This is a genomic window from Paraburkholderia sp. FW306-2-2C-D06C (genome assembly GCF_058781505.1).
The window spans coordinates 227,288-241,507 of record NZ_JBYSWU010000002.1 but is presented as its reverse complement, the minus strand read 5'-3'; the positions used below and the strand labels follow the sequence as shown (position 1 = coordinate 241,507).

At 65.1% G+C, this 14,220-nt stretch carries 10 protein-coding genes; 3 read left to right on the top strand and 7 right to left on the bottom strand.

Annotated elements, in window-relative coordinates; translation table 11 throughout:
* Nucleotides 1–7 precede the first annotated feature (7 nt).
* A complete protein-coding gene (locus AC3WLT_RS02735; protein WP_492590387.1) occupies nucleotides 8–1,942 on the bottom strand; it encodes an ATP-binding cassette domain-containing protein in 1,935 nt (644 codons plus the stop codon).
* A gap of 135 nt (nucleotides 1,943–2,077) precedes the next feature.
* On the opposite strand from AC3WLT_RS02735, the gene AC3WLT_RS02730 reads away from it, so the two are divergent.
* Entirely contained in the window at nucleotides 2,078–2,557 is a 480-nt protein-coding gene (locus AC3WLT_RS02730; protein ID WP_492590386.1) for a glutathione peroxidase, read from the top strand.
* Nucleotides 2,558–2,585: 28 nt separating this feature from the next.
* Here the strand turns inward: AC3WLT_RS02730 and cls are convergent, their stop codons facing one another.
* The 6 genes from cls to dapC all read right to left on the bottom strand — a co-directional run bounded on the left by cls (nucleotide 2,586) and on the right by dapC (nucleotide 8,939).
* On the bottom strand, nucleotides 2,586–4,025 hold the full coding sequence (cls, locus tag AC3WLT_RS02725; RefSeq protein ID WP_492590385.1) for a cardiolipin synthase: 1,440 nt from the start codon (nucleotides 4,023–4,025) through the stop codon (nucleotides 2,586–2,588).
* A 219-nt stretch (nucleotides 4,026–4,244) separates the two neighbouring features.
* Nucleotides 4,245–5,129 (bottom strand): 50S ribosomal protein L3 N(5)-glutamine methyltransferase, encoded by an 885-nt coding sequence (prmB, locus tag AC3WLT_RS02720; RefSeq protein WP_492590384.1) that lies wholly within the window; start codon nucleotides 5,127–5,129, stop codon nucleotides 4,245–4,247.
* A 16-nt stretch (nucleotides 5,130–5,145) separates the two neighbouring features.
* A complete protein-coding gene (gene dapE, locus AC3WLT_RS02715; RefSeq protein WP_492590383.1) occupies nucleotides 5,146–6,285 on the bottom strand; it encodes a succinyl-diaminopimelate desuccinylase in 1,140 nt (379 codons plus the stop codon).
* Between the two features lie 166 nt (nucleotides 6,286–6,451).
* Nucleotides 6,452–6,817 carry an ArsC family reductase gene (locus tag AC3WLT_RS02710; RefSeq protein WP_492590382.1) on the bottom strand — a complete coding sequence of 122 codons (366 nt, stop codon included), beginning with the start codon at nucleotides 6,815–6,817 and terminating at the stop codon, nucleotides 6,452–6,454.
* Nucleotides 6,817–7,644 (bottom strand): 2,3,4,5-tetrahydropyridine-2,6-dicarboxylate N-succinyltransferase, encoded by an 828-nt coding sequence (gene dapD / locus AC3WLT_RS02705; protein ID WP_054041009.1) that lies wholly within the window; start codon nucleotides 7,642–7,644, stop codon nucleotides 6,817–6,819. The genes AC3WLT_RS02710 and dapD overlap by 1 nt, the downstream gene beginning before the upstream one ends.
* A 77-nt stretch (nucleotides 7,645–7,721) precedes the next feature.
* On the bottom strand, nucleotides 7,722–8,939 hold the full coding sequence (gene dapC / locus AC3WLT_RS02700) for a succinyldiaminopimelate transaminase (RefSeq protein ID WP_492590381.1): 1,218 nt from the start codon (nucleotides 8,937–8,939) through the stop codon (nucleotides 7,722–7,724).
* A 472-nt stretch (nucleotides 8,940–9,411) separates the two neighbouring features.
* Between dapC and AC3WLT_RS02695 the strand changes: the two genes are divergently transcribed.
* Together AC3WLT_RS02695 and smc are read left to right on the top strand one after the other, a co-directional pair.
* The gene (locus AC3WLT_RS02695) at nucleotides 9,412–10,458 is read left to right on the top strand and encodes a DMT family transporter (RefSeq protein WP_492590380.1); all 1,047 of its coding nucleotides are present in this window, start codon (nucleotides 9,412–9,414) and stop codon (nucleotides 10,456–10,458) included.
* 149 nt (nucleotides 10,459–10,607) lie between these two features.
* Entirely contained in the window at nucleotides 10,608–14,126 is a 3,519-nt protein-coding gene (gene smc / locus AC3WLT_RS02690; RefSeq protein ID WP_492590379.1) for a chromosome segregation protein SMC, read from the top strand.
* Nucleotides 14,127–14,220: the final 94 nt, after the last annotated feature.

The following is a 14,220-nucleotide window of genomic DNA, read 5'->3' as shown; positions in this document are numbered from 1 at the left end:
CGTACCGCTAGCCGATTTGTTCGAGTTCCTCATGAGCGTCGAGCCATTCGGCTTCGAGCGCTTCGAGGCGCGCGTTCACATCTGCCTGACGGCGGATCGCCTCCGTCAGTTTGCTTTTCTGCTCGGGCTCGTAACTCGCCGGATCGACGACGAATGCATCGAGCGTCGCCTTTTCCGCGTTGAGCGAGTCCATTTCCTTTTCAATTTTCGTGATGCGGCTTTGCAGCGGCTTTTTCAGGTGCGCCAGCTTTTGCCGCGTTTCGGCTTCGAGTCGGCGCTGCTCCTTGCGGTTGACCCCATTGTCCGCGCTATCCGCACCGTTCGAGGCCGCGCCCGCTTTCAGCGCCGCACGCTGTTCAGCCGCGTGTTGCAGCAGCCAGTCGCGGTAGTCGTCGAGATCGCCGTCGAACTCGTGCAGGCGGTGTTTCGCGACCAGCATGAACTGATCGGTCGTGGCGCGCAGCAGATGCCGGTCGTGCGACACCAGAATCAGCGTGCCCTCGAACTGCGCGAGCGCCATGGTCAGCGCGTGACGCGTTTCGAGGTCCAGGTGGTTGGTCGGTTCGTCGAGCAGCAGCAGATTCGGCTTTTGCCAGATGATCAGCGCCAACGCGAGGCGAGCCTTTTCGCCGCCCGAGAAGGGCGCGATTTTCGAGGTCGCCATCTCGCCGGAGAAGTTGAAGCTGCCGAGGAAGTCGCGCAGTTCCTGTTCGCGCGTATCCGGCGCGAGCCGCGCCAGATGCTGCAACGGCGTGTCGTCCGGGCGCAGCGTTTCCAGCTGATGCTGCGCGAAGTAGCCGATCCGCAGACCCTTGCCTTCGCGCACCTGTCCGCCGAGCGCCTCGAGCGTCCCGGCCAGCGTCTTGATCAGCGTCGATTTGCCTTGGCCGTTCGCGCCGAGCAGGCCGATGCGCTGTCCATTCTGGATCGACAGCATCACGTTCCCGACAATCGGAATCTCGACGCCGTCATTGCGATAGCCGCAGCGTACGTCTTCCATCACCATCATCGGATTCGGCGCGGAATCGGGCGCGCGGAATTCGAACGTGAACGGCGAGGCCGCATGCGCCGGCGCGATCAGTTCCATCTTTTCGAGCGCCTTCACACGGCTTTGCGCCTGACGCGCCTTGGTGGCCTGCGCCTTGAAGCGGTTGATGTAGCTCTGTAAATGCTCGACGGTGCGCTGCTGTTTCTCGTACGCGCTCTGCTGCAACGCGATCTGTTGCGCGCGCAGGATTTCGAACTGCGAGTAGTTGCCGCCGTAACGCCTGATCTGCTGCTGCTCCAGGTGAAGCGTCACGTTGCAGACCGAATCGAGAAACTCGCGGTCGTGCGAGATCACGATCAGCGTGCCCGGATAACGGTTCAGCCAGTCTTCGAGCCAGACGATCGCGTCCAGATCGAGGTGGTTGGTCGGTTCGTCGAGCAGCAGCAAGTCGGAGCGGCACATCAGCGCCTGCGCGAGATTCAGCCGCATGCGCCAGCCGCCCGAGAAGCTGCTGACCGGCTCGCGCGTCTGCTCGAGCGTGAAACCGAGGCCGAGCAACAGCGCTTCGGCGCGAGCGGGCGCGGTGTAGCCGTCGGCGTCGGCGAACGCGGCGTGCGCTTCGCCTTCAGCGGCGCCGTCATGCGCGGCCGACGCCGCGGCAATGCGCGCTTCGATCGCGCGCAACGCGGCGTCGCCGTCGAGCGTGTAGGCGAGGGCAGTCTTGTCGGCAGCGGGCGTTTCCTGCGCGACGTGGGCGATCTGCCAGGTCGGCGGGATCGAGAAATCGCCGCCGTCCGCGTGCAGTTCGCCGAGCAGCACGGCAAACAGCGTCGACTTGCCCGCGCCGTTCGCCCCCACCAGGCCGGCCTTTTCGCCGGGGTTGAGGGTGAACGTGGTGTTGTCGAAGAGCGGCTTGGTACCGCGCGCGAGGCTGAACTGATTAAAGCGGATCACGAAGAGGCCGGCTGAAGAAAACCGCTATTTTAGACTGCCGGGGCTGACACCGGGCGCTCAGCCGGGATCGGCCATTCGGCCGACTGTACTGGCGAAGCTTTTGGCATAGACTGACGGCTTTCACGGGGAGAGCACATGACATCGATTTATTCGTTTTCGGCACACACCCTTGGCGGCGAGGAAGTGAGCCTCGAGCAGTATCAAGGCAAGGTTTTGCTGATCGTCAACACGGCGAGCGAATGCGGGTTCACGCCGCAGTACGCGGGCCTGCAAAAGCTCTATGACACCTACGCGGCGCGCGGCCTGACGGTGCTCGGTTTTCCGTGCAACCAGTTCGGCAAGCAGGAGCCGGGCGACGCCGCGCAGATCGGCGGTTTCTGCGAGAAGAACTACGGCGTGACTTTCCCGATGTTCGACAAGATCGACGTGAACGGCGCGAATGCGCATCCGTTGTTCCGCTACCTGACGGGCGAAGCGCCGGGCTTGCTGGGGCTCGAGGCGATCAAGTGGAATTTCACCAAGTTCCTGATCGGCCGCGACGGCGATGTGGTCAAACGCTACGCGCCGCTGACCAAGCCCGAGGCGATTACCGAAGACATCGAGAAGCTGCTGTAACCCGCCGCGCAGTCGGGCAGCGCGGCGGCTACAGGATCGGCGAGAACAACCGCGCGACGTGCATCAGCACGCGCCGCAACGCGCTCGCTTGCTGGTAATCGTTGCGGTCGATTTCGAGCGACTGGGCGAAATCCTTCAGTAGCATCGCTTCGACTTCTTTGGCAAAACCGCGGTCTACCGTCATCACCATGATCTCGAAGTTCAGGCGGAACGAGCGGTTGTCGAGATTGGCGCTGCCGATTGCGGCGGCCACGCCGTCGATCAACACGACTTTCTGATGCAGGAAGCCCGGCTGGTAGCGGAAGATCCGGATGCCTGCGCGCACCGAGTCGTATGCATAGAGTTTCGACGCTTCGAACACGACGAGATGGTCGCGCCGGCTCGGAATCAGGATGCGCACGTCCACGCCGCGCAGGGCCGCAAGCCGCAACGCCGCGAACACCGCCTCGTCGGGCACGAGGTATGGCGTGGTGATCCAGATCCGCTCGCGCGCCGCGCTGATCGCTTCGACGAAGAAGAGCGAACAGGTCTCCTGCTTGTCGGCCGGACCGCTCGGCATCACGAGGCAATGCATGCCTGCGCCGGCCGGTTCGAACGGCGGGACGTCGAACGCCGGCAACTGCTGGGTCGCCCAATGCCAGTCTTCGGTAAACACGAACTGGATGCTGGCAACCGCCGGGCCGCGCACTTCGATATGCGTATCGCGCCATGGCGAAAGCGGCGGCTTGCCGCCCAGATACTCGACGCCGACATTGTGTCCGCCGACAAACGCGCGCTCGCCGTCGACCGAGACGATCTTGCGGTGATTGCGGAAGTTCAGTTGCAAACGGTTGACGAAGCGGCGATTGGTGGCGAACGGATGCGTCTCGACGCCGGCTGCGCGCAGTGCCGCTACGTAACGGTGGGGCAGATCGAAGCTGCCGATGCTGTCATACAGAAAGTAGACGCGCACGCCTTGCTGCGCTTTCGCGATCAGCGCGTCCTTGAACATCTCGCCGAGCGCGTCGTCGCGCACGATGAAGAATTGCACGATCACGTAGTGGCGCGCGCCTTCGATCGCTTCGAAGATCGCCTCGAAGGTCGCTTCGCCGTTCACCAGCGTGCGTACCGAATTGCCCGACAGGAACGGCATGCCGCCGAGACGCGTCAACGAATGCACGAAGCTTGCGCCGAGTTCCTCCGTGGGCAGGCCCGCTGAAGAGTCTTGCGTGTCCCATTCCAGCGGATGTGAGCGTGTGCGCAGCAGTTCGTTCTCGACGCGGCGGGCGTCCGCGTAGCCCTCAAACTTGCTGCGGCCAAGGAACAGGTACGGCACCAGCGTCAGATAGGGCATCGCGACCAGCGACACTGCCCACGCGATCGCGCCTTGCGACGTGCGGGTGTTGAGAATCGCATGGCACGCGGCGATCCCGCCGAGGATGTGGGCGAGGACGACCAGCGGGCCGATGTGAAGCAGGTCGAATTGCATAGGCGGCTGATGGGTTTCGGGGTGCTGCCGGGCGGCTTGAAGCCGCCGTGGGCAGCCGACCGCGCCCATCTTACCGAACGCGCACGCGTTGGGGGTGCGTTACGGACAAACGTCTGCTTGATTTACCGCAGTGCGGCAAAACAGCGGGAAGGGAGGCGCGTTGCGCGCGACGGACGTTGAGATGCCGCCGCGCGCATCGCCGGCTGAAGCGATGAAGCGTCAGACCGGCAGATCCGCGGCCTGGATCAGGAACACGTTGTCGTCGCCGGCGCTGGTCGACAGCCAGACGAGGTCGAGGCCGCCGAACGCCGCCTCGACGTTCGCGCGCTCGTTGCCGATTTCGACCACCAGCACGCCGTTTTCGGTCAGCCAGTTGCGCGCTTCGCCGATGATCCGGCGCACGATGTCCATGCCGTCCGCGCCGCCTGCCAGCGCCATGTCCGGCTCGTGCTTGTACTCGGCGGGCAAGGTCTGCATCGACGCCGCGTTCACATACGGCGGATTGCTGATGATCACGTCGTAGCGGCGCTCGGCGAGCGGTGCGTACAGATCGCCTTCGAACAGCGCGATCCGGTCATCGAGGTGGTAGTCCGTCACGTTGCGCGTCGCGACTTCGAGCGCGGGCGCCGACAGATCGACGGCGTCGATATCCGCATTCGGGAACGCGTGCGCCGCGAGAATCGCGAGACAGCCGGAGCCGGTGCACAGTTCGAGCACCGCGCCGACCTGCTCGGGATCTTCCACGTACGGTTGCAGGCCGTCCTGCAGCAGTTCGCCGATGAACGAGCGCGGCACGATCACGCGTTCGTCCACGTGGAAGCGAAAGCCGTGCATCCACGCTTCCTGCGTGATGTACGCGGCCGGCACGCGTTCGCCGGCGCGGCGCTCGATCACGTTGAGCACGGCGTCGATTTCGTCCGCGCTCAAACGCGCGTCGAGAAACGGCTCCAGCAGATCGAGCGGCAGATGCAGCGTGTGCAGGACCAGATAAGCGGCTTCGTCGTAAGCGTTGGCCGAGCCGTGGCCGAACGACAGCCCGGCCTGATTGAAGCGCGACACCGCGAAACGCAGCAGGTCGCGGACGGTGGAAAACGGGAGCGTCATCGCAAATAGTCCTTGGTCAGGCGATCAGTTGTTCGAGCACGCGGCGATACACGTTCTTCAGCGGCTCGATGTGAGCGACTTCGATATGCTCGTCGATCTTGTGGATGCTGGCGTTCAGCGGGCCGAATTCGACCACCTGGTCGCAGATGCGCGCAATGAAGCGGCCGTCCGAGGTGCCGCCGGTGGTGGACAGTTCGGTCGCAATGCCGGTCTCGTCCTCGATCGCCTTGGCGAGCGCGTTCGACAGATCGCCGCGCGGCGTGAGGAACGGCAGGCCGCTCACGGCCCACTGCAGGTCGTACTCGAGGTTGTGCCTGTCGAGGATCGCGTGCACGCGTGCCTGCAAACCTTCGACCGTGCTCGCCGTCGAAAAGCGGAAGTTGAACAGCATGTCGGCGTGGCCCGGGATCACGTTGCTCGCGCCGGTGCCGCTGTGAATGTTCGACACTTGCCAGGTGGTCGGCGGGAAGTATTCGTTGCCGTCGTCCCAGCGTTCGGCGACCAGCTCGGCCAGCGCGGGCGCGAGCAGGTGCACCGGATTTTTCGCCAGATGCGGATACGCAATATGGCCCTGCACGCCCTTGACGATCAGCTTGCCCGACATCGAGCCGCGCCGGCCGTTCTTCACGGTGTCGCCGAACTGTGTGCTCGAGGTCGGCTCGCCGACGATGCAATAGTCGAGGCGCTCGCCGCGCGCTTGCAGCGCGTCGACGACCTTGACGGTGCCGTCGGTGGCGGGGCCTTCTTCGTCGCTCGTGATCAGGAATGCGATCGAGCCGCGGTGCGCGGGGTGCGCCGCGACGAACTCTTCGCTTGCCACCACGAAGCCGGCGATCGACGTCTTCATGTCCGCCGCGCCGCGCCCGTACAGTTTGCCGTCGCGATGGGTCGGCTCGAACGGCGCCGAATTCCATTGTTCGAGCGGGCCGGTCGGCACGACGTCCGTGTGGCCGGCGAACACGAGCAGCTTGCCGCGGGTGCCGTCGACGCCGCGTTTGACGGCCCACAGGTTGGTCACGCCGTTCGATTCGATGGTCTCGTGCTCGAAGCCGAGCGCGGACAGGCGCTCGATCAGGAGGCGCTGGCAATGCTGGTCGTCGGGCGTGACGGACGCGCGCGCGATCAGTTGTTCGGTAAGGGCGAGGGTGCCGGACATGGATTCAGTACAAGCCACTTTGAAATGAAAAAATGCCGGCTGGCGGTTGAGCACCGCAGCCGGCAACAGCTTTTGAGCAACGCGGCGAGGCCGCGCTTATCTGCGCTTTATCTGCGCGCGTTACCTGCGCTTTACTTCCTTGTCGCGTTCGAAATCGCCCTGCCGATCAGGCGAACAGCGTGGCGTATTCGTCCGCGGAAAAACCGAGCGACTTGACGCGGCCGTTGACGACCAGCACCGGCCGCTTGATCACCGACGGCTTGTGGATCATCAACGCGATCGCGCCCGGCTGCGTGTCCGCCGCCGACTTCATGTCGTCCGACAGCCCGCGCCACGTGGTGCCGCGACGGTTCAGCAACGCGTCGAGCTTGACGTCTTTCAGCCAGTCCTGCACGAGCGGCTCGGTCACGCCGGCCTTCTTGAAGTCGTGAAACTCGAACTCGACGCCGTGCTCTTCCAGCCACACGCGGGCCTTCTTCACGGTGTCGCAGTTCGGGATGCCGTAGACGACGGTTTTGGTGCCGCGCGCCATCAATCGCCTCGCAGCAGCTCGTTCAGGCCGACCTTCGCACGCGTTTTGGCGTCGACCTTCTTGACGATCACGGCGCAGTAGAGGCTATGCGAGCCGTCCTTCGACGGCAGGTTGCCCGCCACCACCACCGAGCCCGCCGGAATGCGGCCGTACGTGACTTCGCCGGTTTCGCGGTCGTAAATCTTGGTGCTCTGGCCGAGGTACACGCCCATCGAGATCACCGAGTTCTCTTCGACGATCACGCCTTCCACGACTTCCGAACGCGCGCCGATGAAGCAGTTGTCTTCGATGATGACCGGATTGGCCTGCAGCGGCTCCAGCACGCCGCCGATGCCCACGCCGCCCGACAGGTGGACGTTCTTGCCGATCTGCGCGCACGAACCGACGGTCGCCCACGTGTCGACCATCGTGCCTTCGTCGACATATGCGCCGATGTTGGTGTACGACGGCATCAGCACGACGTTCTTCGCGATGAACGAGCCGCGGCGCGCGATGGCGGGCGGCACGACGCGGAAGCCGCCGGCGGCGAAGTCTTCAGCGGTGTAGTTGGCGAACTTCGACGGCACTTTGTCGTAGAACTGTGAGTAACCGCCGGCTGGTTGCACCACGTTGTCTTCCAGACGGAACGACAGCAGCACGGCTTTCTTCAGCCATTGATTGACGACCCAGTCGCCGTCCTTCTTTTCTGCGACGCGCAGCGCGCCCTTGTCCAGTTGCTCGATCGCGTGCGCGACGGCTTCGCGCACTTCGGCCGGGGCGGCTTTCGGCGACAGGTCGGCGCGGTTTTCCCAGGCGGTGTCAATGATCTGCTGAAGTTGTTGCGACATATGCGTGCTTTATCGAAGAGTTGAAGTCTGAAGATGGGGACGCGGTGCGGGGCTGGTTACGGAACTCAACCCGGAACTCAACCCGCCAACGCGCGGCAAAAATCGACGATTCGCTGTGCGCCTTGCGTGCATTCGTCGACATCGGCGACAAGCGCCATGCGCACGAAATTGCGGCCGGGATTCACGCCGTGCGCGGTGCGCGCGAGGAACGAGCCCGGCAGAACCGTCACATTATAGTCGGCGTAAAGGCGCTGGGCGAACTCGGTGTCCGTGAGGCCCGTGCGCGACACGTCGGCCCACAGGTAGAACGCGGCGTCCGGCAGGCGTACGTCGAGCACCTTCGCGAGCATCGGCGTCACAGTGGAAAACTTCTGCACATACTTCGTGCGGTTCTCGCGCACGTGCGCCTCGTCGTTCCAGGCAGCGATGCTGGCACTCTGGAACACGGTCGACAAGGCCGCGCCGTGGTATGTCCGGTATAGCAGGAAATCCTTGAGGATCGCCGCGTCGCCGGCCACGAAACCCGAGCGCATGCCGGGCACGTTCGAGCGCTTGGACAGGCTCGACAGCATCACGAGGCGCTCGAAGCCGCGACCGAGCTTGTGCGCCGCTTCCAGGCCGCCGAGCGGCGGGTTGGCCTCGTCGAAGTAGATTTCCGAGTAGCACTCGTCCGACGCGATCACGAAGCCGTAGCGGTCCGACAGCGCGAACAGCTCGCGCCAGTCGTCCAGCGTCAGCACCGCGCCGGTCGGATTGCCCGGCGAGCACACGTACAGCAGCTGCGTGCGGGCCCAGATGTCGGCCGGCACCGCCGAATAGTCGCAGGCGAAATTGCGCGCCGGGTCGCTATTGACGAAGTACGGCTGGGCGCCCGCCAGGATCGCAGCGCCTTCGTAGATTTGGTAGAACGGGTTCGGACAGAGTACGATCGCAGGCTCGCCCGACGCCTTCCGTTTTGGGGCGATCACCGTTTGTGCCAGCGCAAAAAGCGCTTCGCGCGAGCCCGACACCGGCAGCACCTGGGTGGCCGGATCGACCGGCGCCAGGTGGTAGCGCTGCGTGGCCCATTTTGCAATCGACTCGCGCAGCGGCAACGAACCGATGGTCGCCGGATACGCCGACAAACCGCCGAGCGAGGCGACCACGGCGTCGCGAATCAGCGCCGGCGTGGGATGTTTCGGCTCGCCGATGCCGAAGCTGATGTGCGCGAGGCCGGCCGGCGGCGTGATGTCCTTGAAAAGCGCGCGCAGCTTTTCGAACGGATAGGGCTGAAGGGAGTCGAGTAGCGGGTTCACTGGGCGGATCGGGCCTGATCGAGGATGGGCGCAGAGGGAATGCAGGGTACGCGCTGGCGCCAAATGCATGAATCGCATGAAACACGCGAAACGGCCGGCAGCGGCGACGAACGGATGATTATAGCCGGGCGCGCCAGGCGTGGGGCGCCCCCGGGCGGCGCCCGCCGTTGGACGCACAGCAGCCGTGCGGCGCGCCTCGCGCGCAGGAAGCGGCGCACCCCGGCGCAACCCGCCAGGCAGCGCAGGCAATGCGCAGCAGCGGGAACGACGCGAACCGCGGACGGTTCGCGTGAAAGGAAGCAGGAGCAGCAATGTACGTCACAACAATCGAGACACGTTTCGCGACACGTTTCGCGACACGTTTCGGACCGAGGTCCGGACGAATCTGGCGCGAACGCGCCGCCGCCGGCGGCACAACCGGCAAAAGCCGCAATAGCGCTGACGGCCGCTACAGCAGCGGGAGCGCCGCGCCATGACCAACTGGCTTCGCAATGGCTGGCCGACGCTCGCGATCATGCTGGGCGCGTCGGTCTGGGGCATGATCTGGTATCCGCTGCGCATGCTGTCGGCACTTGGCGTAACCGGCACGGCGGCGAGCGCGCTGACGAGCGGCGCCGGTTGTCTGTTCGTGCTGCTGGTACGCCGCAGTGCACTGAAGACGGTGCGCTGGCACTGGCTGCTGCCGGCCCTGGCGCTGACAGCGGGCATCACCAATCTCGGCTTCGTGTGGGGTTCGATCCACGGGCAGGTGATGCGCGTGCTGCTGCTGTTCTATCTCACCCCTGCGTGGACCGCGCTGTTCGCGCATTTCATCCTGCACGAACGGCTGACGTGGTCGGGCGCGGGTCTTGCCGCGCTGTCGCTGGCGGGCGCGATGGCGATGCTGTGGTCGCCGCAACTGGGCATCCCGGTGCCCGGCAATCTCGCCGAATGGGCGGGCCTCGCCGGCGGCATGGGCTTCGCGATGAGCAACGTGCTGATCCTGAAGACGAGCCGCGTGCTGCCCGGGATGAAGCCCGAAATGCGTACTGCGACAATTTTCGGCGGCGCGGCGATTTTCAGCGCGTGTGCGTCGCTGTTCGAAGCGATGCCGGCGCCGCCCGCCGGCGCGCAGCTCGGCACCGCCGCGCTACTGGTGCTCGGCCTCGGTTTCCTGCTGGCGTCGAACAATATGCTGGTGCAGTACGGTCTTGCGCGCGTGCCGGCCAACCGGGCCTCGATCATCATGCTGTTCGAGATCGTGATCACGGCCTTGTCCGCGTGGCTCTTTGCCGGCGAGACGCCCGGTCCGCGCGAATGGGCGGGCGGCGCGTGCATCGTGCTGGCCTCCGCCTTGTCCAGCTGGGTGCATCGAACCGGAGCCGGGCCGGCTGATCAGACCAATCGGGAGGCCGGCCCGGGTACTGACCGCGACGCCGACCACAACGCCGACCACAACACCGACCACAACGCCGACCGCAACACCGACCGCAACACCGACCGTAAGGACGGTAAGAACCGTCCACGCGCGATGGTATGATTGCCCCTCATTGGCTGACGCGCGCTTGACCGCGTGCGATTGGCGCCCGTTTCGCGGGGGCTTCACGGGCCGTTTCGCCGCATCGGCAAACGGCTTGCGCGGCTTTCGCGAGCCACCTTTATTTTCCCTTTTCAATCAGCGATATTGCCGTGCGTCTGACCTCGATCAAACTCGCTGGCTTCAAGTCATTCGTCGATCCCACGCATTTCCAGGTTCCGGGCCAATTAGTCGGAGTGGTCGGTCCCAATGGGTGCGGCAAGTCCAACATCATCGATGCCGTGCGCTGGGTGCTCGGCGAATCGCGCGCCTCCGAGCTGCGCGGCGAGTCGATGCAGGACGTGATCTTCAACGGCTCGACCGCGCGCAAGCCGGGTAGCCGCGCCAGCGTCGAACTCGTGTTCGACAACGCCGACGGCCGCGCCGCAGGGCAGTGGGGCCAGTATGGCGAAATCGCCGTCAAGCGCGTGCTGACGCGCGACGGCACCTCGAGCTACTACATCAACAACCTGCCGGCGCGCCGCCGCGACATCCAGGACATCTTCCTCGGCACCGGTCTCGGGCCGCGCGCTTACGCGATCATCGGGCAGGGCATGATCGCGCGCCTGATCGAGGCGAAGCCGGAAGAGCTGCGCGTGTTTCTCGAAGAAGCTGCGGGCGTGTCGAAATACAAGGAGCGCCGCCGCGAGACCGAGAACCGTCTGCACGACACGCGCGAGAACCTGACGCGGGTCGAGGACATCGTCCGCGAACTGGGGACGAACCTCGAAAAGCTGGAAGCGCAGGCGGTGGTCGCCACGCGCTACAAGGAATTGCAGACCGACGGCGAAGAGAAGCAGCGTCTGTTGTGGCTGTTGCGCAAGAACGAAGCCGGCAGCGAGCAGGAACGCCAGCAGCGCGCGATCGAACAGGCGCAGATCGACCTCGAAGCACAAACTGCGAAGCTGCGCGAAGTCGAAGCGCAGCTCGAAACGCTGCGCGTCGCGCATTACTCGGCGAGCGACGCGATGCAAGGCGCGCAAGGCGCGCTGTACGAGGCGAATGCCGAAGTCAGCCGCCTCGAGGCCGAAATCAGGTTCATCGTCGAATCGCGCAACCGCGTGCAGGCGCAGATCGCGGCGCTGACCGCGCAGCGCGAGCAGTGGCTGTCGCAGGCCGAAAAGGCGCAAGGCGATCTCGAAGACGCTGAGGAACAACTCGCCGTCGCCGAAGAAAAAGCCGCGCTGGCCGAAGACGAAGCCGCCGCGAAGCACGACGCGTTGCCGGCGCTCGAAGCGCGCTGGCGCGATGCGCAGACCGAGTTGAACGCCGAGCGCGGCGGTATCGCGCAGACCGAACAGGCGTTGAAGCTCGAAGCCGCGCATCAGCGCAATGCCGACCAGCAATTGCAGCAGTTGCAGCAGCGTCACGAGCGGCTGAAGTCGGAAGCGGGCGGTCTCGATGCCCCCGACGAAGCGCAGCTCGAAGACCTGCGCATGCAGCTCGCCGAGCACGAAGAAATCCTCCATGACGCCCAGGCCCGTTTGGCCGACGCGCAGGAAACGCTGCCGCGCCTCGACGGCGAACGGCGGGCCGCGCAGGAGCGCGTGCAGTCGGAAAGCGCGCAGATTCATCAGCTCGACGCGCGCCTTGCCGCGCTCAAGCAGCTGCAGGAAAACGTCCAGACCGAAGGCAAGATCCAGCCGTGGCTCGAGAAGCACGAGCTGAACGGCCTGCCGCGTCTGTGGAAGAAGCTGCATGTCGAAGCCGGTTGGGAAACCGCGCTCGAGGCGGTGCTGCGCGAGCGGCTCGCCGCGCTGGAAGTGTCGAATCTCGACTGGGTCAAGGCGTTCGCCACCGATGCGCCGCCCGCCAAGCTCGCTTTCTACGCGCCGCCTTTGGCCGGTCAGCCGGCCGCTACGCCGCCCGCATTGCGCCCGCTGCTGTCGCTGGTTCGCATCGACGACGCCGGTTTGCGCGCGGTGCTGAACGACTGGCTCGGCCTCGCGTTCGTCGCCGACGATCTGGCGCAAGCGCTCGCGATGCGCTCGCAGCTGCCGGAAGGCGGCTCGTTCGTCGTCAAGGCCGGACATGTGGTGACGCGCGTCGGCGTGCAACTGTATGCCGCCGATTCCGAACAGGCCGGCATGCTGGCCCGTCAGCAGGAAATCGAAAACCTGACGCGTCAGGTGCGCGCCCAGGCCTTGCTCGCCGACGAGGCAAAGACCGCCGCGATCCGCGCCGAAGCCGCTCACACGCAAGCCGCGCAAGCACTGACCGATGTGCGCCAGCAGTCGGAGCGCGCGACGCAACGTGTCCACGCGTTGCAGATGGACGTGCTCAAGCTCACGCAAGCGCACGAGCGCTACACGCAGCGCAGCACGCAGATCCGCGAAGAACTCGAAGAAATCACCGCGCAGATCGAAGAGCAACGCGCGATGCGCACCGAGTCGGAAGCGAACTTTGAGCGCCACGACGCGGAACTCGCCGAATTGCAGGCGCGTTTTGAAGATCACCAGATGGCCTTCGAAGCGCTCGACGAAGAACTGACCGCTGCGCGTGCGCAATCGCGCGATCTCGACCGTGCCGCCACCGACGCGCGCTTCGCCGCGCGCAACATGGCGAACCGCATCGACGAATTGAAGCGCAGCATCCAGGTCGCACATGAGCAGAGCGAACGTGTGGCCGCATCGCTGGAAGACGCGCGCGCCGAGCTGGAGACGATCAACGAGCAGACCGCGCACACCGGCTTGCAGGACGCGCTCGACATCCGCGCGGTCAAGGAAGAAGCGTTGCACGCCGCGCGCCTCGAACTCGACGACCTGACTGCCAAGCTGCGCGCAGCCGACGAGACCCGTCTGACTGCCGAGCGCGCGTTGCAGCCGCTGCGCGACCGCATCAATGAGTTGCAGCTGAAGGAACAGGCCGCGCGCCTGAACGGCGAGCAGTTCATCGAGCAACTGGCCACGGCCGGGGTCGATGAAGCCGAGCTGCAGGCCAAGCTCACGCCGGACATGAAGCCGTCGTACCTGCAAGGCGAGGTCACGCGGATCAACAACGCGATCACTGCGCTCGGCCCGGTCAACATGGCCGCGCTCGACGAGTTGAAGGCGGCGAGCGAGCGCAAGATGTTCCTCGATTCGCAATCGGCCGACCTGACCGACGCGATCGAAACGCTCGAAGACGCGATCCGCAAGATCGACGGCGAAACGCGCACGCTGCTGCAAGGCACCTTCGACGAAGTGAACCGTCATTTCGGCGAACTGTTCCCGCGCCTGTTCGGCGGCGGCCAGGCCAGGCTGATCATGACCGGCGACGAAATTCTCGACGCCGGCGTGCAGGTGATGGCGCAACCGCCGGGCAAGAAGAATTCGACGATCCACTTGTTGTCGGGCGGCGAAAAAGCGCTGACCGCCACCGCGCTGGTGTTCGCGATGTTCCAGCTGAATCCCGCGCCGTTCTGTCTGCTCGACGAAGTGGACGCGCCGCTCGACGACGCCAACACGGAACGCTTCGCGAACCTGGTGCGCGCGATGTCGCACAAAACCCAGTTCCTGTTCATTTCGCACAACAAGATCGCGATGGAAATGGCGCAGCAGCTGATCGGCGTGACCATGCAGGAGCAGGGCGTATCGCGGATCGTGGCGGTGGACATGGAAACGGCCGCCGGTTTCGCCCAGAATATCGTTTAAGTTAAGAAAAGCCGCGCGGGCGTCCGCGTTCACCGCAGCGGCTGCCGGCCGCGCGGCACGTGGGGCGGGCGCATAGCCGCGCAGACAGAAGAAT

Coding starts and splice junctions, on each gene's coding strand:
- AC3WLT_RS02730 (WP_492590386.1), top strand. CDS start 2,078: ATGACATCGATTTATTCGTTTTCGGCACACACCCTTGGCGGCGAGGAA.
- cls (WP_492590385.1), bottom strand. CDS start 4,025: ATGCAATTCGACCTGCTTCACATCGGCCCGCTGGTCGTCCTCGCCCAC.
- prmB (WP_492590384.1), bottom strand. CDS start 5,129: ATGACGCTCCCGTTTTCCACCGTCCGCGACCTGCTGCGTTTCGCGGTG.
- dapE (WP_492590383.1), bottom strand. CDS start 6,285: ATGTCCGGCACCCTCGCCCTTACCGAACAACTGATCGCGCGCGCGTCC.
- AC3WLT_RS02710 (WP_492590382.1), bottom strand. CDS start 6,817: ATGGCGCGCGGCACCAAAACCGTCGTCTACGGCATCCCGAACTGCGAC.
- dapD (WP_054041009.1), bottom strand. CDS start 7,644: ATGTCGCAACAACTTCAGCAGATCATTGACACCGCCTGGGAAAACCGC.
- AC3WLT_RS02695 (WP_492590380.1), top strand. CDS start 9,412: ATGACCAACTGGCTTCGCAATGGCTGGCCGACGCTCGCGATCATGCTG.